Origin of the sequence: Streptomyces sp. W1SF4 (assembly GCF_003950035.1) — a bacterium.
GTDB lineage: Bacteria > Actinomycetota > Actinomycetes > Streptomycetales > Streptomycetaceae > Streptomyces > Streptomyces racemochromogenes.
Window position 1 is genome coordinate 6667816 of the sequence record NZ_CP034350.1, and the last position, 19015, is coordinate 6686830.

Genomic DNA, 19015 nt, shown 5'->3' on the forward strand with positions numbered 1-19015 from the left:
AGACACCACGATGACGTACACACCGGCGTCCCTGGACGCCCTGCGCACCCAGGGCGACGAACTCGCCGACGCGACCGTGACGACCCTGTTCGAGCGCGGCGAGGTGGCCAAGTTCAACACCCTCATGCGCTACTTCTCCACCGTCGGCCAGGAACTCCCCGACGGGCTGCCCGACGTCGCCCGCGAGTACCTGCACGCCACCAGCCGCGCGCCGGACTGGGTCGACTGGTCCGAGATGGAGAAGGCCCGGCTCTTCTTCACGGACAACAACGTGCACATCTCCACCGCGCTGTCGTTCGCCTCGATGCCCGCCTGCTACGTCCTTCCCCACGTCGCGAAACTCCTCTCCGCCACGCACTCCCTGAAGTACCCGTCCAAGCGGATGGCCGAGACCGGCCAGTTCACCGTCTACCTCATGCGGCCCGACGCCTTCGAAGCCGGCAGCCGCTTCATCCCCGCCGCCCAGAAGGTCCGCCTGCTGCACGCCTCCATCCGCCACCACCTGGCCCGCGAGGACCGCTGGGACACCGGAACCCTGGGTACGCCGATCTGCCAGGAGGACATGATCGGCGGCCAGATGATGTTCTCCATCCAGGTCCTCGACGCCCTGCACCGCCTCGGCATCCACATGAGCAACGAAGGGGCCGACGCCTACTACTACGCGTGGCGCGTGGTCGGCGCCTTCCTCGGCGTGGACCAGGCCCACGCCCCGCAGACGCTCCAGGAGGCCCGCGCCTTCTCCGACCTGTACATGACGCGCCACATGGGTCCGAGCGAGGAAGGAGCCCACCTCACCCGCCAGCTCATCGACCTCTACGAGGAGGTAGTGCCGGGCACCCTCTTCGACCCCGTCGTCTCCGCCCTCATCCGCTACCTGATCGGCGACACCTGCGCCGACTGGCTGCAGGTGCCCCGCACCTCCTGGGACACCCTCGTCAAGGCCGCCCCCGCCCTGCTGGGCGTACTGGAAACCCTAGAGGACCGCTCCCCCCTGGCCGCGTGGGCCCTGGACCGCCTCGGCTACCTGACCAGCGTCCTCGAACTGTCCTCGCTCACCCGGGGACGGGTGATGCACTACGCCATCCCCGAACAACTCAAAGCCGACTACGGCGTCAGCACCGCCGTCCCCCCGAAGGCCCGATGGACCCCGCCCCCGGCGACCGTATGACCCAACGGCACACGACGGCCGCCCGTGCAGGGTGGGAAGCGCGAGCGGTCAGGTCCAGCCGAGCTCGGTGTAGGGGCGACCGGCTCGGATGCCTTCGATCGCCGCGCGGGTGTAGGGGACGATCGGCTCCGGAAGGGCGTCGGCGGGCCACCAGTCCCAGGAGACGCACCGGTCCGGCTCCCGGACCTGGGGTGTCCCGGTCCACTGCCGGGCGCGGAAGACGAACCCGATTCGAGGCTGGTCCCCGGCCTTGTCCACCATGTGCACCACGTGCGCGAGTTCGACATCGTCCGGGTCGATGAGTAGTCCGGCCTCTTCCTGCGCCTCGCGGACCAGGCAGGCCACGGCGGACTCCTGCTCGCAGTGCCCGGCGAGGAAGTGGTGGGTGCCGCTGGCGTACGCGGAGCCGGGGTGGCGCAGGCCGAGCAGCACCTGGCCGTCGCGTTCCAGGTAGAGGTGGACGCCGACGATGTGCGGGACGCCTGTGCTGCCCGCCTTCGGCCCGTCCGGCCCGCTGCGGGCCGCGTGGTGGGCGTGCCGGCGTACGAGGTCCAAGGTGGAGGGGCTCAGTCTCAGGCGCTCCATGGCGTCGGGGCGGAACCAGGCCAGCATCACGCCCTCGGTGAGGGGCAGGCGGGCGGGGTCGCCGTTCCACCGGGCGGTGAACACCTGCACCGGCACCGTCAGGCCGTCGGTGCCGGTGGCGAGCTCGACGGCGAACGGCTCCACGACGCCCGGCTCGAGTCCGGCTTCCTCGCGCAGTTCGCGGCGGACGGTGTCTTCGAGCGAGGTGTCGCCCGGCTCGCGGCCTCCGCCGAGCAGCGCCCAGGCCCCGGGCGCCCAGATGCCGGGGATGTCATCGCGCAGGTGCAGCAGGTAGCGGCCGTGCCCGTCGTGGATCAGCGCCGAGGCGTTGGCCGGCTCGATGCGGCCGTCGAGCCTGGACGCGGAGAGCTTCGCCCGCAGCTGCGGGGCCGTGACCCTGTCGAAGGCGACCCACTGGGGGGCCGAGACCTCCTCAGGCTGCGCCGTGACCTTGACGTCCCTGTCCACCAGATGGAAGACGAAGCGGAAGTCCCAGTGCTGGTGTGCGCCTTCGCGCTTCGCCGGGTTGGCGTCGATGTCGAAGACGTCGATGTCGATGGGCAGGTGACCGTAGGCGGCGGTGGCGCACAGGGCGCCGGGAGGGATGCCGGCCTCCTCGTGGACCTCGCGCAGCGCTGTCTCCAGCAGCGAGCGATCTGCTGCCTCGACGTGCCCGCCGTTAGTAACAGTTCGCATGTCTCAGGGACCTCCTGTCTCATCAACCGACCTGCCGCGCACCACCGCCGTGCTTCGGCATCGACGGTGGATGGTGTCTCAGCCGAAGCGCGAGATTTTGCCGTCCTGCCATCTGGCGCGAGCGCTGCTGGCGGCCCGACCCACTGCCCGTCAGCCGGCGGTCGAGTGACGCCAACGACCCTAGCTTGGAACCCGTCTGTGGCCGGCTGCCCGCGGCGTAAGGCGCAGGGCGCGATTGCGGGGCCACGCCGTGCGCGGTCATGCAGGGGGTCACGTGGCTCAGAGCCGCTGATCTGTCGTAACCAACCCCTAGGGTTGTCGCCATGGACGAAGCCATCGTGCACGCCGCTCTCGCTGCCTTGGCCGACGGCCCGCGTCACACGGCAAAGGAAGCCCTTAGGGTGGTGCCGAACGAGGCAGGTCTCTATGCGGTCCATGGTGACCTGTTGGCGGTCGGGGAACTCGCAGCAGGTGCGGTTGGCCATCCCCTCTACGTGGGCAAGGCAGAGCGCAGCTTGGTAGGACGTGACCTGCATACGCACTTCGCAACGGGCAAGACTGGCTCCTCCACCCTGCGACGGACGCTCGCGGCGCTCCTGCGGGAACCACTGGAGCTGCGAGCGGTGCCCCGCAACCTCGCTCGGCCTGACGGCAGCGCCAACTTCTCTTTGGAGAGCGGCGGCGATGCGCGGCTGACGGAATGGATGCACGTCAGGCTGCGGCTCTCAGTGTGGGTAAGGCCTGACGGTGTGATCCTCGATGAGGCGGAGACTGCTGTACTCAATGCGCTACGGCCACCCCTCAACTTGGCGAAGACGGGAAGCCTGGGTGACCGCAGAGTCAAGGCGGCTCGCGCAGCGATGGCAGAGGAAGCAAGAGCCTGGCGAGAGGCGTGACGGAATGATTGGCGGACCTGAGTTCGGTGCGGATGGTATCGAGGGAGGCAGTGCTTACGGGCCGGCAGGCACCAGATCGCATGGATCACCCGCCAGTACGGCCTTGGACTGCGTGGAGGCTCGCGGTGACCACTACCCTCGGTCAGACAGACCGGTACGACCCGCTACGCTCCCTCACCTGAGGATTCCAACCTTCTTGACGACGATCACGATTTCCGACAAGGGCAAGTGGACGTGTCCTCAACTTTTTTGGTTACCCATCAGGCGGCGCGCGTGAGCGCCCTGGGGCTCGTGGCTCCGTACGTCATCCGGAGGCAACTATGCGGTTCCCGCTGATCCCCGTGGCCGTCGCCGTTGGCACGTCGGCCGTCAGCGTGATCGGAAACAAGGTTCTCGCGGACCGGGCAAAGAAGAAGATCGCAGACCTTCAGGCTCACCACGATGCCCAGCACGCGAAGCACCGAGACATCGCCGACTCCACCATTGGGCAACTGCGAGGGTTGGGAGTTCGGCAACAGTCCGCTCTCGAAGCGGTGACGCCTCGACTGCGGGCCTTTGCTGAACGCAACGAGCGGCAGCTCCGGATGCGTGGGCGCCAAGTCATTGAGGGCGGAGAGGCGCCCGCGGCCTGCCAAATCGATACGTCGCCCGAAATCTCCGGTCCCAGCGGGACCGCGACCGCGATGAGGGGCATCGCTTCCGCGGCCGCTGGAATCGGACTGAGCGGTGCCGCCTATGCAACTGTCGCGAAGGTCGCCACCGCGTCTACCGGTGCTGCGATCAACACGCTGAGCGGCGCAGCCAAGAGGAATGCCACCTTGGCTGCCATCGGAGGCGGCGCGCAGGCTGCGGGGGGCGGGGGTATCGCAGCAGGAGTTCGTCGCCTCAACACCATCACGGTGGTACCGGCGGTCGCGTTGACCGTCGGGTTGCTGATCAAGCAGAAGTCCGACGAGGACAGGGCAGTCGCGAAGTTCGACGCAGATGTCAAGAAGGCCGTCGCCACTTACCACCGGGGTACGGTGCTCCTTCAAGGCGTAGACAGCCGAATCGGCGAGTTGCTCGCCGTGCTGGCTGGAATGATTCGGCGGGCCAGCGACGCACTCGACCGACTGGAAGAGACTGAGCAGGCGCCGGGCGGGTTCGACCTCGATAGCGATGACCATGCGCATCGGCTCCATACGGCGCTTCAGCTGGTGAAGGGCGTCGTCGAACTCGCCGAAGCACCTGTGATGAATCCAGATCTGACGCTCGACCCGAGCGGCGAATTCCTCGTGGTCAAGTACCGCGACTACAACCCGGAGTCCACGAATGCCTGACGCCCGCGTAAGTACCGTCGTCGAAACGGTCGGCCGTGTGGCCACCACCGCGGATGCCGCCAAGTACCTCATGGCAATCATCGACGTCGCCAAAGGCATTGATGCCAGCCTGACGGAGCGCGCCCGGATTGCCGCGGACCGGGACAAGGAGGTCGCCAGAATCAACGCCGCGAGCGAAGGCCTGCGGGACTACCTGGACCGCGTTTTCAGCGAGCGTCGCGAACTGCACCGAAGCTTCTTCGCTCGACTCGACAGGGCGATCGAGGACAGCGACCCGGACACCGTGCAGGCTTGTGTCGCCGGGATCGTCGAGGTAATGAAGCACTCTCCGCTGCACGACATCGTCGAACTTCGCTCAGTCTGGTCAGACCCGAGGGCAGTGATCGAATTTTAGGGCCTGAAACCACGCGTTCCGCGACATGGTCGGCGTCCCGACACGCCAGGAATGGGTGGGGACTGGAGGTCCAGCCGGATCTGCGCGACGGGCTACTACCCGAACATCTCGTAACGGTGACACGCTGTCTCGCATCGGCCGGGGCGACTCGCTCCGCAGCCTAACGTCGCGCGCCGCTACTGCTCGGTCTGCACCAGCGCGAGTAGCCGCTCAACGGACACAAATGTCGCATCAGACGTCTCCTTGTAGCCGCCCATCGGCGTCTGCGCGTTGCTGAGGAACGCGGGGTGACCCTCAGCCTTATGCCGGCGGATCACGCTCGCTCAACGCGGTAGGCGTCCGCGCCTGTCGGGGACTCGCGTTGGAAGATTGCGTCCACCCGCGGTCCTGGAAGCGTGCAATGTGGTTCTCGCGAGTCTGCAGCCCAGATCCCGATCTTCACCGCGCCGCCGACGGCGTGGGAGAGGATGTACAGCCGTGCCGGGGCCGCCCGGGTCCCAGGCCGTAGCGTGCGCAGTGCGTGCTGGCGGTACTCACCCCTGTTGCGGCGTGGTTCAACCTGGGGGAGGAGGTCTGAGGTTGTTCCGGTTTGGCGGACATCCGCAGATCTGGGCGCGTGCCCGGGAAGGGATGTCCATGATGGTGAGCATGGCGAACAGGAAGCCGCGGAGGCCGCGGCGGCAGTTCACGCCGGACTTCAAGGCGGAGATCGTGGAGTTGAGCCGAGGTCGGCAAGGACTTTGATCTCACCGAGACAGCCGTACGGTTGTGGGTGGCCCAGGCACAGGGGCCTTCGGGAACCGGGCCGGGCGGACGTTCACCCCGCCGGCCTGTTCGTGGGCGGCGACGGTCATGCGTGGTCCTGGGTGCGCAAGGTGTCGTGGTCGCCGGTCGGCTGGGTGGGGAGCGTGGCGTCGAAGGCCGAGGCCTGGAGGCGGTAGGCGTCGCGGAAGTCCCCCGTACCCGTGGCCGGGTCCATGAGTTCCTCGAAGGTGCCCGACTCGGCGACCCGGCCGTCCTTCAGGACGTGGATGAGGTCGGCGTGGCGTACGGAGTGCAGGCGGTGGGTGATGAGCACGATCGTCTGCCCGGTGGTCGCGGCCAGCGCCCTGATCTGGTCGAAGACCCGCTGCTCCGCGACCGCGTCCAGGGCGCTGGTGGGCTCGTCCACGATCAGGATCTCGGCCTGCCGGTACTTCGCCCGCGCGATGCCGATGCGCTGCCACTGACCGCCCGAGATCTGGTGCCCGCCGCGGTAGCCGCGGGCCAGCAGCGTGCCGAGGCCGCGGGGCAGGTCGGCGAGGACCTGGTCGGCGCCGGAGAAGGCGGATGCCTCCTCGACCGCCCGGTCGTCGATGGCCTGACCGGGCTGGCCGATACCGACGTTGACCCGGTAGGTGAAGGGCCAGTGGTAGAAGTCCTGCGACATCAGCGCGACGCGGCCGAAGACCTGGTCGCGGTCGGCGGTGCGGGCGTCGACGTCGTCCCACCAGATCGTGCCGCTGCCCTCGTCCGGAAGGTAGAGGCCGGCGAGGAGCCTGACCAGGGTGGACTTGCCGGAGCCGTTCTCGCCCACCAGCGCGATGATCTTCCCCGTCGGGAACGAGAGGCTCACCTCGCGCAGCGTGGGTTCCGGTTCGCCGCCACCGCCGCTGCCGGGGTACGTGAAGGTGACCTTCTCGAACCGGACCTCCCGCAGCCGTTCCGGAAGGGCCTGCCCGCCGCTGGGGATGGCCCGGGTCGTCGCCTCCCGGCACAGCCGCTCGAAGTCGGCGACGAACAGGCTCTCCTGGTGGAGTTCGGTGATCTGCAGCACGAGCGTGTCCAGGCTGCCGGCGCCGCTGCGGATGGCGAGCACGGCCGTGCCGGCGACCGCGAGATCCATGGCCCCGCCCCACAGCAGCAGCCCGAGCGCTCCGTAGGTGAGCAGGGTGGCGAGGCCGCCGGCGCCGTCGGCGGCGAGCCCGATGCGGGCGGCACGGCGGGCCAGCCGGGTCTGTTCGCGTTCGCTGGTCTCGGCCATGGTGCGGAAATGCCCGAGCAGGAAGGGGCCGACGCCGTGGACGCGGACCTCGGCCGCCGCTTCCTTCTGGGTCAACAGCTGGCCGAGCAGGTGCCCGGCGCGGGCGTGCTGGACGAAGGCGTGGAAGGAGATGTACCGCTGGCGGGAGATCATCAGCGAACTCCACGCACTCGGCAGGGTCATGAGGACCAGGAGCGGCAGCAGCAGGGGGTGCAGGACGGTGAGCACGCCGGCCGCTGCGATCAGCGACACCGCGGAGTTGAGGGTGTTGGTGCAGTACCGGATCATCCGCCGGGCCGAGTCGGCTCCGTAGCGGGCCGCGTCCAGCAGCCGGTGGAACTCGTCGTCCTCGATCGCCGACAGCTCCGTGCGGTGCACCAGGCCGAGGTACTGCTCGGTGGCGACGCGCTGCACCTTCGGCTCCAGGGCCCCGGTGGCCGCCGTGGAGGCCGAGCGCAAGAGGGATCCGAGGAACGCCGTGACGGCCACGACCGTGAGCGCGGGCAGCGCCTGAACGAGGCGCTCGTTGGTGCTGCCCGCCGCGAGGACGTGGCCGAGCACGCTGTTGACCGCGACCAGGCCGACCGCCTGCGCGATGCCCCGCCCGGCCTCCGAGGCCAGGACCACGCGCAGGGCCCGTGCGTCGGCGAGGTGGGCGAGCCGCAGGCCGGTCCCCGCCAGCCGGGGGAGCTGCCGCGCCATCGTCCAGAGCCCGAGCCCCAGCCAGGCGCCCTCGTGCTGGTCCCAGCCGATGTCGTAGGCGAGCTCACCGCCGAAGAGGAGCCGCTCGGACTCCGACACGCCCGCGGAGTCGGATCCGTTCGTCGAATCCTTGCTCACGCGGCCCTCCCGGGGGAGGACACGGCGTCAACGCGGAACGCACAGGTCGGGCGTGAGCACGCGGCAGGCCGGGGATGTTCGATTGCGGCGGCAGTGTCGGGTGGGTTCGACGCGGGATGCAACGGGGTCCTCCGGATGGGCGCACGGCTGGTACTGGTGCTCTAGGAACGGCTCTCGATCGGGTGCCGTCACGGCCGGATCCGGAGCGGATGGTGAACTGATGTTCTGATGTGGCCCGGCGGGCTTGGCGGGCCTGCGGGGGCCGCGTTGAAACTCGCTCGAACAGGTTCCTGTCACTCCGCCGGGGGATTGCGGGCCTTGGAGCGGGCCACGGGCCCGGGCGTGGGCGTTGCTATCCGAGAGGGGCCGCCGAGCGGCCTTGAGGGCCGGGTCCGCCCGGTTCGCCTCCGCCCAGCACGATCTTCCACACCCGGGTCGCCACCTGGAGGTTGAGCCGGTCCTCGACGTTCGAGAGGTCGTTGCCGCTGATCTCGCGGATGCGCTGAAGCCGGTAGCGCAGCGTGCTGCGGTGGATCGCGAGGGACGCGGCGGTCTCGTCGTAGTTGCCGCCGCAGTCGAAGTAGCGGGAGAGGGTCTCCACCATGGCCGCGTGATGGCGGGAGTCGTAGTCGATGAGCCGCCCGAGCCATTCGTGGACGAACGTCTCCAGTTCCCGGCGGCCGGCGCCGGGTCCCAGGATGCGGTACAGGCCGAGTTCGTCGAAGAAGGTCGTGCCGTACCGCTCGCGAGAGTTGAGGCGCACTTCCAGGGCGCGCTGCGCTTCCCGGTAGCGGTGGGGGATGTCGGGCACGGAGTCGGAAGGGGCGCTCACCCCGATCGTGCCGGACCGCGTTCCGGTCTCCCGGGCGAGCGCCTCGTGCAGTGCGCGAGCGTGCGGCCTGTCGTCGGCGACCAGGACGATGTGGTCGGAGCGCTGGGTCAGCAGCGAGCGCATGCCGACGGCGGAGGCGGCCCGGCCCACGGTCTGGGCGAACGCATCGTCCGCGGGCCGGTTCGACCACTCCACGACGAGGACGTAGTGGCTGCGATGCAGGTCGTGTCCGACGGCCTCGGACCGGGCGTAGGCGCTCGCGGCGTCCGTCCCCGCCAGGAGGTCGTCGACCAGCTCGCGGTGCAGCCTCAGCTCCACTTCGGCCAGGCTGCGCAGGTGCGCCAGGGCCAGGGCGAGGGCCGCGGCGGCGTGTTCGAGCGCGAACACGGTGTGCTCGTCGGCCTCGTCCGAGGCGTCGACCAGTGCCAGCATGCCCAGGATCTCCCCGTGCGGGCGGACCAGGGCGATCAGCCGGTCCCTTATCCGTACGGGCCCGAACTCCCGGGCGGCGGTCCGCAGCATGTCGTTCTGGCGCACGGGATCCGGTTCCGGGTAGGGCTCGGGGCGGCCGGGACCCGACCAGGACGTCAGGCGGCCGAAGCGGTCTTCGACCAGCGCCGGAAGTCCGGTGAGCTCGTGCAGTGCGCGCGTCGCGGCCTCCGCACCGCCGCCGGAGGCGGCGATGTCGGCCATGAGCGCGTGAACGGCCCGCTGGTACCCCAGCTCGGCCGCCACGGAGATCAGCTGCTGCTGAAGGGCGGTGCGCTCCTCCCTGACCTGGCAGAGTTCCCGCGCGTCCTCGCGTCCGCGGCGCCGCGCGAAGGCCACGGACAGGGCGGCGGCGGTGTGCCGGACGAGCGTGGTGAGCAGGGCCTGCTGGGCCCAGGTGGGGCGGGCCGGGGACGTCACCACGAGGTAGCCGTGGAGCCCCTCCAGCCCGCGCAGCCCCAGCGCCCGGCCCCAGGGAGTGCCGGGCACGGTCACAGGGCCGTCCTGTCCCTCCAGCTCCCGCACCCTGCGGTCCACGGCTGCGGCATGCGGCCGACCGTTCCCGGGGCTGGGGGCCAGGTGACCGTCCACCTCGAGGTATCCGGCCTCGGCGCGGTACGGCCCGGCGGCGGCTACGTGGTGCATGGCCAGGCGCAGGATCTCGCCTTCGTTCGAGGCCTCGAACAGGGCGCGGGAAAGCGATTCCAGCTGGTGGAGGGCATGATCGACCGGGCTCGGGGCGTAGGGGCCCGGCGCAGGGCCGCCCTCCGGGCCGGAGTAGACGTGGTGCGTCCGGCTGCCGGTCATGAGCTGACTCCGTTCTCCCCGTGTCTCCGGGGAGGCGATCGTCTGCCCCGTCTACCCATTCGGGGGCGGCTCACCCGAGATGTTCGATTTTCCCCTCTCCTACCCGCGGGGCTACCGGGCGCGTGCACTTCTGACTCGTCAGGAGCAGGCGCGGAGCCACCCGGCTGGCGACCCTGGAGAGGGTCCGGAAAGCCTCCGCGGGCATCGGCATCGGCATCGGCATCGGCAGCGGCGGAGATGCGGGACCGCCGCACCAAGAGGAGATCTCTCATGGCCAAGGCAGTGGGTATCGACCTGGGTACCACGAACTCGGTGATCGCCGTGTGGGAGGGCGGCGAGCCGTCCGTGGTGCCCAACAGCGAGGGCAACCGCACGACACCGTCCGTCGTGGCCTTCACCGACACCGGTGAGCGTCTGGTGGGCCAGATGGCCCGGCGCCAGGCGATCCTCAACCCCAAGGGCACCATCTACTCGGCCAAGCGGTTCATCGGCCGGCACTTCGACGAGATCTCCGACGAGGCCAGGGCGGTCGCGTACGACGTCGTCGAGGGCGACGGCGGGGCGGCCCGCTTCAAGGTGCGCGACAAGCTGTACGCGCCGGAGGAGATCAGCGCCCAGGTGCTGCGCAAACTCACCGAGGACGCCTCCAAACAGCTGGGGGAGCGGGTCACGGAGGCGGTCATCACGGTGCCCGCCTACTTCAACGACGCCCAGCGCACCGCCACCAAGGACGCCGGCCGGATAGCCGGACTCGAGGTGCTGCGGATCATCAACGAGCCGACGGCCGCGGCCCTCGCGTACGGCATGGACAAGCAGCAGCACGAGACCGTCCTCGTCTTCGACCTGGGCGGCGGGACCTTCGACGTGAGCGTCCTCGACGTCGGCGACGGCGTGGTGGAGGTGCGCTCCACCGCCGGTGACAGCCACCTGGGCGGCGACGACTTCGACCGGCGCCTGGTGGATCACCTCGCGGACGACTTCCAGAAGGAGAACGGCATCGACCTCCGCAAGGACCCGCAGGCGCTGCAACGCCTGTTCGAGGCGGCGGAGAAGGCCAAGACCGAGCTGAGTTCGGTGACGCAGACGCAGGTCAGCCTGCCGTTCATCACCGCCGACGCCGGTGGCCCCAAGCACCTCACCGACTCGATCATGCGGTCCACCTTCGAACAGATCACCGGCGACCTGGTGGAGCGGTGCCTCGGGCCGGTCCAGCAGGCCATGACCGACGCCAAGGTCGGTGAGAGCGACATCGACGAGGTCATCCTCGTCGGCGGCTCCACGCGCATCCCCGCCGTCCAGGCCCTCGTCCGCCGGCTGACCGGCGGCAAGCAGCCCAACATGAGCGTCAACCCCGACGAGGTCGTGGCCCTGGGTGCCGCGATCCAGGCCGGGGTGCTCAAGGGCGAGGTCAAGGACGTCCTGCTGCTCGACGTGACCCCCCTGTCGCTGGGTGTCGAGACGCGCGGCGGTGTGATGACGAAGATCATCGAGCGGAACACCACCATCCCCGTCCGCCGGTCCGAGACCTTCTCCACCGCCGAGGACAACCAGCCCGCCGTGGACATCGTCGTCCTCCAGGGCGAGCGCGAGCTGGCCGCCGACAACCGGGTGCTGGGGCGGTTCCAGCTCACCGACATCCGGCCGGCGCCGCGGGGCGAAGCGCAGATCGAGGTCACCTTCGACATCGACGCCAACGGGATCCTCAACGTCACGGCCCGCGACAAGGACACCGGCAAGGAGCAGGGCATCACCATCAGCGAGAGCTCCAACCTGGACCGGAGCGAGGTCGAACGCATGGTCCAGGAGGCCGAGCGGAACCAGGGCCAGGACCAGGCGCTCCGCAAGGCCGTCGACGCCCGCAACGAGCTCGACGCGGTCGCCTACCAGGTCGAGAAGCGCCTCGCGGAACTGGGCGACAAGGCGCCCGCGCACGAGAGGGCACGCGCCGAGATGCTCGTGTCCGACGCCCGGGCGGCGGTCAAGGAAGAGGCGGACGCCGAGCGCGTGCGGCCCCTCACCTCCGAACTCCAGCAACTGCTCGCGGGACTGGCGGCCCACCAGGGCCCCGCCGACACGAGCGGCCCCGGGCAGGACACCACCGCCGGCGGTCCCACGAGTGGCAGTGCCGCTGACGACGACGTCATCGACGCCGAGTTCGACAGGACCTGAGGAACCGCCATGCCCATCCACCCCGAGGAACCCGACCCGACCGGGCCCGCCACGGACGGGCACCCCGGCCCCGGGGCGGCCGCCGGCGGCCCCGCACCGCCCGAGGACGAGTACACCGCCGAGCTCAGGGAACTGGAGGACCGCTGGCGGCGCGCGCTCGCCGACCTCGACAACCTGCGCAAGCGCCACGTCAGGGAACTGGAGCGGGAGCGGCAGGCCGAACGTTCCCGGACGGCCGCCGCCTTCCTGCCCGTCCTGGACAACCTCGAACTCGCCCTGACCCATGCCGGCGCCGATCCCGGTGCCATCGTGGAGGGCGTCCAGGCGGTCCGCGACCAGGCGGTGAACGTCCTCGAACTGCTCGGCTACCCCCGGCACGCGGAGACCGGCATCGCCTTCGACCCGGCCCGGCACGAGGTGATCGGCGTCGTCCAGGACCCCGACGCCTCGCCGGGCACGGTCGTCGACGTGCTGCGCCCGGGCTACGGGGACGGCGACCGGCAGCTCAGGCCCGCCGCCGTGACCGTCGCGAAGCGGGAGTGACCGGCGATGGCACAGGACTTCTACGAGGTGCTGGGCGTGTCGCGCACCGCCGGCCAGGACGAGATCCAGCAGGCGTACCGCAGGCTCGCCCGCAAGTACCACCCCGACGTCAACAAGGACCCGGGGGCGGAGGAACGCTTCAAAGGCCTCAACGAGGCGTACAGCGTCCTGTCGGACCCGAAGACCCGGGCCCGCTACGACCGCTTCGGGGAGGACTTCCGCAAGATCCCCGAAGACTACGACGAACGGGTCGCGGCCGGCGCGGGCGGCGGCTTCCGCACCCGCAGGACCGCGGGCGCGGGCGGCCCCCGGGGCCGGTACGCCACCGGCTTCGGAGACGACTTCGCGGCGGAGGACATCGACATCGAGGACCTGTTCGGTTCGTTCTTCGGAGCGGGCGCCGCCCGCGGCGGCGTACCCGGAGCCGACCAGGAGGCCGAGCTGCCGCTCACCGTGGAGGAGGCGTTCCGGGGCGGCCGTCGCGCCGTCACCCTCGCCGGGCCCACCGGGCAGCCGCGCCGGTACGAGGTCGACGTGCCGCCGGGCGTCACCGACGGACAGCGCATCCGGCTGGCGGGGGAGGGCGGCCGGGGAAGCGGGAACGCCCCCGGCGGCGACCTGTACCTGCGGGTCCGCATCCAGCCCCACCCGCAGTTCCGGCTGGACGGCCGCGACGTCCACGTCCAGGTACCCGTCACCCCCTGGGAGGCGGCCCTGGGCGCGACCGTGCCCGTGCCCACCCCCGGCGGCGGCACGGCCAAGGTCACGGTGCCGGCGGGCTCGTCCAGCGGCCGGCGACTGCGGCTGCGCGGCGAGGGCATGCCCAACCCGCGCGGCGCCGACGGCGACCTGTACGCCGAACTCCGCGTCATGGTGCCGCCCACCCTCGGCGACCGGGAGCGCGAACTGTTCGAGGAGCTCGCCGCCGCCTCCTCCTTCGACCCCCGGAGGACACGATGAACGACCGACCCTCGGGAGCGGCGCCTACCGGCCGGGCCGGCTGGGGCGACCGTCCGGTACGAACGGGCGCCGACATCACCGCCTCGACGGCCGTCCGGTACGCACTCGTCCCCGTCCGCAGACTCTCCCTGGACGCCGTGGCCCGTCTCTCGGGCCTCCACCCCGACCTGATCCTCCGGTTCGTCGCCCTGGGACTGGTCGACGCCGACCGCGACGCCGCGGGACACCTGGTGTTCGACCCCACGGCCCCGGCCGTGCTCGCCCGCATCCAGCGGCTGCGCTCCGGACTCTGCCTCAACTACGCCTCGATCGGCCTGGTGCTCGACCTGCTCGATCGCATCAGCCTGCTCGAAGCCGCCCTGCGAGGGCGCGGCACGAGGAGTGAAAACCCCCCATGGACATGAACCGTCTCACCCAGAAGTCCCAGGAAGCCCTCCAGCAAGCCCAGACCGCCGCCGTCGGCATGGGGCAGACCGAGGTCGACGGGGAACACCTGCTGCTCGCACTCCTCGATCAGGAGGACGGCCTGATCCCGAGGTTGCTGCGACAGGCCGGCACCGAGCCGGAGGCACTGCGTACGGCCGTGCGCGAGGAACTCTCCCGTCGTCCCAAGGTCACCGGCCCCGGCGCCGCACCCGGCCAGGTCTTCGTCACCCAGCGCCTCGCCCGCCTGCTCGACGCCGCCGAACGGGAGGCCAAACGCCTCAAGGACGAGTACGTGTCCGTGGAGCACCTCCTGCTCGCCCTGGCCGAGGAGGGCCCGTCGACCAAGGCCGGGCGCCTGCTCAAAGAGGCCGGCATCACCAGGGACTCGTTCCTGAGCGCGCTCACCCAGGTCCGCGGCAACCAGCGCGTCACCTCCGCCAACCCCGAAGTCGCCTACGAGGCCCTGGAGAAGTACGGCCGCGACCTGGTCGTGGAGGCCCGGACCGGCAGGCTCGACCCGGTCATCGGCCGGGACGCCGAGATCCGCCGCGTCACCCAGATCCTCAGCCGCAAGTCCAAGAACAACCCGGTCCTCATCGGCGACCCGGGCGTCGGCAAGACGGCCATCGTCGAGGGCCTCGCCCAGCGCATCGTCCGCGGCGACGTGCCCGAAGGACTCCGCGACAAGATCGTGTTCGCCCTTGACATGGGTTCCCTGGTCGCCGGGGCCAAGTACCGCGGTGAGTTCGAGGAACGGCTCAAGGCCGTGCTCAGCGAGGTCAAGGCCGCCCAGGGGCGCATCCTGCTCTTCGTCGACGAACTGCACACCGTCGTGGGCGCGGGTGCCGCCGAGGGAGCCATGGACGCGGGCAACATGCTCAAGCCGATGCTCGCGCGCGGAGAACTCCACATGATCGGCGCCACCACCCTCGACGAGTTCCGCAAGCACATCGAGAAGGACGCCGCCCTCGAACGCCGCTTCCAGCAGGTGGTGGTCGACGAGCCGAGCGTGGAGGACACCATCTCCATCCTGCGGGGACTGCGCGAACGCCTGGAGGTCTTCCACGGAGTGAAGATCCAGGACACCGCGCTGGTCTCCGCGGCCACCCTCAGCCACCGCTACATCACCGACCGGTTCCTGCCGGACAAGGCCATCGACCTGGTGGACGAGGCGTGCGCCCGGCTGCGTACCGAGATCGACTCCATGCCCGCCGAACTCGACGAGATCACCCGGCGCGTCACTCGCCTGGAGATCGAGGACGCCGCCCTCTCGAAGGAGACCGATCCCGCCAGTGAAGCCCGCCTGCAAGAGCTGCGCAGGGAACTGGCGGACCTGCGCGCCGAAGCCGACTCCCAGCACGCCCAGTGGGAGGCCGAGAGGCAGGCGATCCGCCGCGTGCAGGAACTGCGCCAGGAACTGGAGCAGGTCCGCCACGAGGCGGAGGAGGCCGAACGCGCCTACGACCTCAACCGCGCCGCCGAACTCCGCTACGGCCGCCTGCGCGAACTGGAGCGCCGACTCGCCGCGGAGGAGGAGCAACTGGCCGCCAAACAAGGGCAGAACCGGCTGCTGCGCGAGGTCGTCACCGAGGAGGAGATCGCCGAGATCGTCGCCGCCTGGACCGGCGTCCCCGTCGCCCGCCTCCAGGAGGGCGAACGCGAGAAACTGCTCCGCCTCGACGAGATCCTGCGCGAGCGCGTCATCGGCCAGGACGAAGCCGCCAGGCTCGTCGCCGACGCCATCATCCGCGCCCGCTCCGGCATCCGCGACCCGCGCCGCCCCATCGGCTCGTTCATCTTCCTCGGCCCCACCGGCGTCGGGAAGACCGAGCTGGCCAAGACCCTCGCCCGGGCCCTGTTCGACTCCGAGGAGAACATGGTCCGGCTGGACATGAGCGAGTACCAGGAGCGGCACACCGTCAGCCGGCTCATGGGCGCACCGCCCGGATACGTCGGCTACGAGGAGGGCGGCCAGCTCACCGAGGCCGTACGCCGCAAGCCTTACTCGGTCGTGCTGTTCGACGAGATCGAGAAGGCGCACACCGACGTCTTCAACACGCTGCTCCAGATCCTCGACGACGGCCGCATCACCGATGCCCAGGGCCGCACCGTCGACTTCCGCAACACCGTGATCATCATGACGTCCAACATCGGCTCCGAGCACCTCCTCGACGGCGCCACCGCCGAGGGCGAGATCAAGCCCGACGCCCGCGCCCGGGTGATGGGCGAGCTGCGCGGACACTTCCGCCCGGAGTTCCTCAACCGCGTCGACGACATCGTGCTGTTCAAGCCGCTCGGCGAGCGGCAGATCGAGCGGATCGTGGAGCTGCAGTTCGACGAACTGCGCCGGCGGCTCGCCGAGCGCCGCATCACCGTCGAACTGACCGACGTCGCACGGGAGCTGATCGCCCACCAGGGCTACGACCCGGTCTACGGGGCGCGGCCGCTGCGGCGCTACATCTCCCACGAGGTCGAGACGCTCGTCGGGCGCGCCCTGCTGCGCGGAGACGTCCAGGACGGTGCGACCGTGCGCGTCGACGCCGAGCACGGAGAGCTGGTGGTCACCTACGACCAGCAGGAGGAGGTCCGGGAGGCGATGGCGGCGTGAACACCACCCGGACGACGACGGCCACCTGCCCCCACTGCGGGCGCGGCAACCGGATTCCCGTGGCCGCCGAGGGACGGCCCAGGTGCGGCCACTGCAAGCAGCCCCTGCCCTGGCTCGTGGACGCCGGCGACGACGACTTCGCCGAGGTCGCCGAGCGCGCCTCCGTGCCCGTGGTCGTCGACCTCTGGGCCACCTGGTGCGGCCCCTGCCGCATGGTCAGCCCCGCCCTCGAACAGGTCGCCCGCGACCTCGCCGGACGGATCAAGCTCGTCAAGGTCGACGTCGACAAGAACCCACGGCTCAGCCGCCGGTTCGAAGTGCAGGCCGTTCCGACCCTCCTCGTCCTGGACCAGGGCGAGCAGATCGCCCGGCAGGCCGGCGCGGCACCCGCACACGTCCTGCGCGCGTGGGTCGAGCGGGCGATGGCGGACCGGTGAACCGCCGCGATCACGGAAGGAGAACGCTGATGGCCACGACTCCCGACCCGCACCCGACGGGGGTGCGCCCGGTGACCGGTGCGGTCCGCGAGACACCCGACCGGTACGGGGCGTTTCCGCGTCTGACACCGGAGCAGCTCCAGGACCTGGAGGGCCACGGTGAACGCCGAGGCGTCGCCGAGGGCGAGGTGCTGTACCGCGAGGGCGAGCCGTTCCGCGAGTTCCTCGCGATCCTCAGCGGCACCGTCGAGATCCTCCACGACCACGGTGGGCCCGAGGAGCGCACGGTGGCCGTGCACGGGCCCGGCAGGTTCCTCGGCGAGCTCGGTCTGCTGGAGGGCCAAGCCGCCTTCGACACCGCGGTGATGCGCCGGGCCGGCGAGATCCTGGCCGTTCCGGTGGAGCGGCAACGCGCCCTGGTCGACCGCGACCCCGTCCTCGGCGATCTGATCCTCCGCGCCTACCTGGGCCGCAGGTACCTGCTCATCGGCCTCGGCGCCGGCTTCCGGATCCTGGGCTCGTGCTATTCACCGGACACCTTGAGGCTGCGTGAGTTCGCCGCCCGCAACCGGCTGCCCCACCGATGGGTGGATCTGGAGAAGGACAAGGAGGCCGACGCGCTGCTGCGCCGGTTCTCGATCCGGCCCGAGGAGACCCCGGTGGTCCTCTGGAAGAGCGAGCGGGTGCTGCGCAATCCGAGCAACGCCGAACTCGCCCGGCTCATCGGGCTGCCCGCCCCCTCACCCGAAGCCGCGCGGTGCGACGTGATGGTGGTCGGTGCGGGCCCCGCGGGACTCGCCGCCTCCGTGTACGGCGCCTCCGACGGCCTCACCACGGTCACCGTCGACGCGGTGGCCACCGGAGGACAGGCCGCCACCTCGTCCCGCATCGAGAACTACCTCGGCTTCCCGTCGGGCGTCTCCGGGGGCGAGCTCATCGAACGGGCGGTGCTCCAGGCCCACAAGTTCGGCGCCCGCCTCATGGTGCCGGCCCAGGTCACGGAGCTCACCCCGCAGGACGGCGAGTACGTCGTCACCTTCACGGACGGGTCCACGGCGCGGGCCGGCGCCGTGGTGCTCGCCTCGGGCGTGTGGTACCGCAGGCTCGAGGTCCCGGACATCGACCGCCTGGAGGGCGTCAGCGTCTACTACGCGGCGACCGTCCACGAGGCCAGCCTCTGCCAGGCGGACCCGGTCGCCGTGGTGGGCGGCGGGAACTCCGCCGGACAGGCATCGCTGTTCCTCGCGAACCACGCGTCCCGGGTCCATCTCCTCGTCCGGGGCGGCGACCTCAACGCGGACATGTCGCGCTACCTGGTGGACCAGGTGGAACGGCACCCGAAGATCGAGGTGTCGCTCCACACCGAGGTCCGGGGCGTCCGCGGGCAGGAGAAGCTGGAGTCGCTGACCGTGGAGGACAACGCGAGCGGTGAGCGCCGCGAACTGCGGGCCGCGGCGCTGTTCGTGTTCATCGGGGCCCGGCCGCGCACGGACTGGCTGGAGGGCGTGCTGGCCCTGGACGAGAAGGGTTTCGTCCTCACCGGCGCCGACGCGCAAGCGGTGGCCGACGCGTCCCGGTGGGACTCCCTCGGCCGCGATCCGCTGCTGCTGGAGACGACCCTCCCGGGGGTCTTCGCCGCCGGTGACGTCAGGAGCGGTTCGGTCAAGCGCGTGGCCTCGGCCGCCGGTGAGGGAGCCATGGCGATTCGCTTCGTGCACGAGCACCGGGAGGTGACGGGCAACCTGGTCCGCCCCGCAGGCCCTGAGGGGCCCCAGCCTGCGGCGGGCCATCCGGTGGCCTGACGGTGACCGCCCCGCCGCCCG

Annotated in this window: 14 protein-coding genes; 11 read left to right on the forward strand and 3 right to left on the reverse strand. The window is 70.6% G+C overall.

Annotation, left to right across the window (positions count from 1 at the left end):
- Positions 1-10: 10 nt before the first annotated feature.
- Positions 11-1168 (forward strand): oxygenase MpaB family protein, encoded by a 1158-nt coding sequence (locus D1J60_RS30990; RefSeq protein ID WP_125823370.1) that lies wholly within the window; start codon positions 11-13, stop codon positions 1166-1168.
- Between the two features lie 48 nt (positions 1169-1216).
- Here the strand turns inward: D1J60_RS30990 and D1J60_RS30995 are convergent, their stop codons facing one another.
- Positions 1217-2449: an NUDIX domain-containing protein gene (locus D1J60_RS30995; RefSeq protein WP_125823371.1), complete on the reverse strand. Its 1233-nt coding sequence runs from the start codon at positions 2447-2449 to the stop codon at positions 1217-1219.
- A gap of 323 nt (positions 2450-2772) precedes the next feature.
- Between D1J60_RS30995 and D1J60_RS31000 the strand changes: the two genes are divergently transcribed.
- The 3 genes from D1J60_RS31000 to D1J60_RS31010 all read left to right on the forward strand — a co-directional run bounded on the left by D1J60_RS31000 (position 2773) and on the right by D1J60_RS31010 (position 5058).
- A complete protein-coding gene (locus D1J60_RS31000) occupies positions 2773-3345 on the forward strand; it encodes a GIY-YIG nuclease family protein (protein ID WP_125823372.1) in 573 nt (190 codons plus the stop codon).
- Between the two features lie 320 nt (positions 3346-3665).
- Positions 3666-4664: a hypothetical protein gene (locus tag D1J60_RS31005; RefSeq protein ID WP_125823373.1), complete on the forward strand. Its 999-nt coding sequence runs from the start codon at positions 3666-3668 to the stop codon at positions 4662-4664.
- 37 nt (positions 4665-4701) lie between these two features.
- The gene (locus D1J60_RS31010; RefSeq protein ID WP_241253455.1) at positions 4702-5058 is read left to right on the forward strand and encodes a hypothetical protein; all 357 of its coding nucleotides are present in this window, start codon (positions 4702-4704) and stop codon (positions 5056-5058) included.
- Between the two features lie 850 nt (positions 5059-5908).
- On the opposite strand, the gene D1J60_RS31015 is transcribed toward D1J60_RS31010, so the two are convergent.
- Positions 5909-7783, reverse strand: a complete 1875-nt coding sequence (locus D1J60_RS31015; RefSeq protein WP_241253625.1) for an ABC transporter ATP-binding protein — start codon at positions 7781-7783, stop codon at positions 5909-5911.
- Between the two features lie 490 nt (positions 7784-8273).
- Entirely contained in the window at positions 8274-10049 is a 1776-nt protein-coding gene (locus tag D1J60_RS31020; protein ID WP_125823375.1) for a helix-turn-helix domain-containing protein, read from the reverse strand.
- A 270-nt stretch (positions 10050-10319) separates the two neighbouring features.
- On the opposite strand from D1J60_RS31020, the gene dnaK reads away from it, so the two are divergent.
- From dnaK to D1J60_RS31055, 7 genes are read left to right on the forward strand one after another with little or no spacing between them, the layout of a single operon-like run.
- Positions 10320-12218: a molecular chaperone DnaK gene (gene dnaK / locus D1J60_RS31025; protein WP_125823376.1), complete on the forward strand. Its 1899-nt coding sequence runs from the start codon at positions 10320-10322 to the stop codon at positions 12216-12218.
- A gap of 9 nt (positions 12219-12227) precedes the next feature.
- The gene (locus D1J60_RS31030; RefSeq protein ID WP_125823377.1) at positions 12228-12761 is read left to right on the forward strand and encodes a nucleotide exchange factor GrpE; all 534 of its coding nucleotides are present in this window, start codon (positions 12228-12230) and stop codon (positions 12759-12761) included.
- Positions 12762-12767: 6 nt separating this feature from the next.
- A complete protein-coding gene (locus tag D1J60_RS31035; protein ID WP_125823378.1) occupies positions 12768-13721 on the forward strand; it encodes a J domain-containing protein in 954 nt (317 codons plus the stop codon).
- On the forward strand, positions 13718-14125 hold the full coding sequence (locus tag D1J60_RS31040; protein ID WP_125823379.1) for a chaperone modulator CbpM: 408 nt from the start codon (positions 13718-13720) through the stop codon (positions 14123-14125). The genes D1J60_RS31035 and D1J60_RS31040 overlap by 4 nt, the downstream gene beginning before the upstream one ends.
- Positions 14116-16755 carry an ATP-dependent chaperone ClpB gene (clpB, locus tag D1J60_RS31045; protein WP_125823380.1) on the forward strand — a complete coding sequence of 880 codons (2640 nt, stop codon included), beginning with the start codon at positions 14116-14118 and terminating at the stop codon, positions 16753-16755. The genes D1J60_RS31040 and clpB overlap by 10 nt, the downstream gene beginning before the upstream one ends.
- A complete protein-coding gene (gene trxA, locus D1J60_RS31050) occupies positions 16752-17192 on the forward strand; it encodes a thioredoxin (RefSeq protein WP_125823381.1) in 441 nt (146 codons plus the stop codon). Before clpB ends, trxA begins: the two co-directional genes overlap by 4 nt.
- Before the next feature lie 29 nt (positions 17193-17221).
- The gene (locus D1J60_RS31055) at positions 17222-18994 is read left to right on the forward strand and encodes a cyclic nucleotide-binding domain-containing thioredoxin-disulfide reductase (RefSeq protein WP_125823382.1); all 1773 of its coding nucleotides are present in this window, start codon (positions 17222-17224) and stop codon (positions 18992-18994) included.
- Positions 18995-19015: the final 21 nt, after the last annotated feature.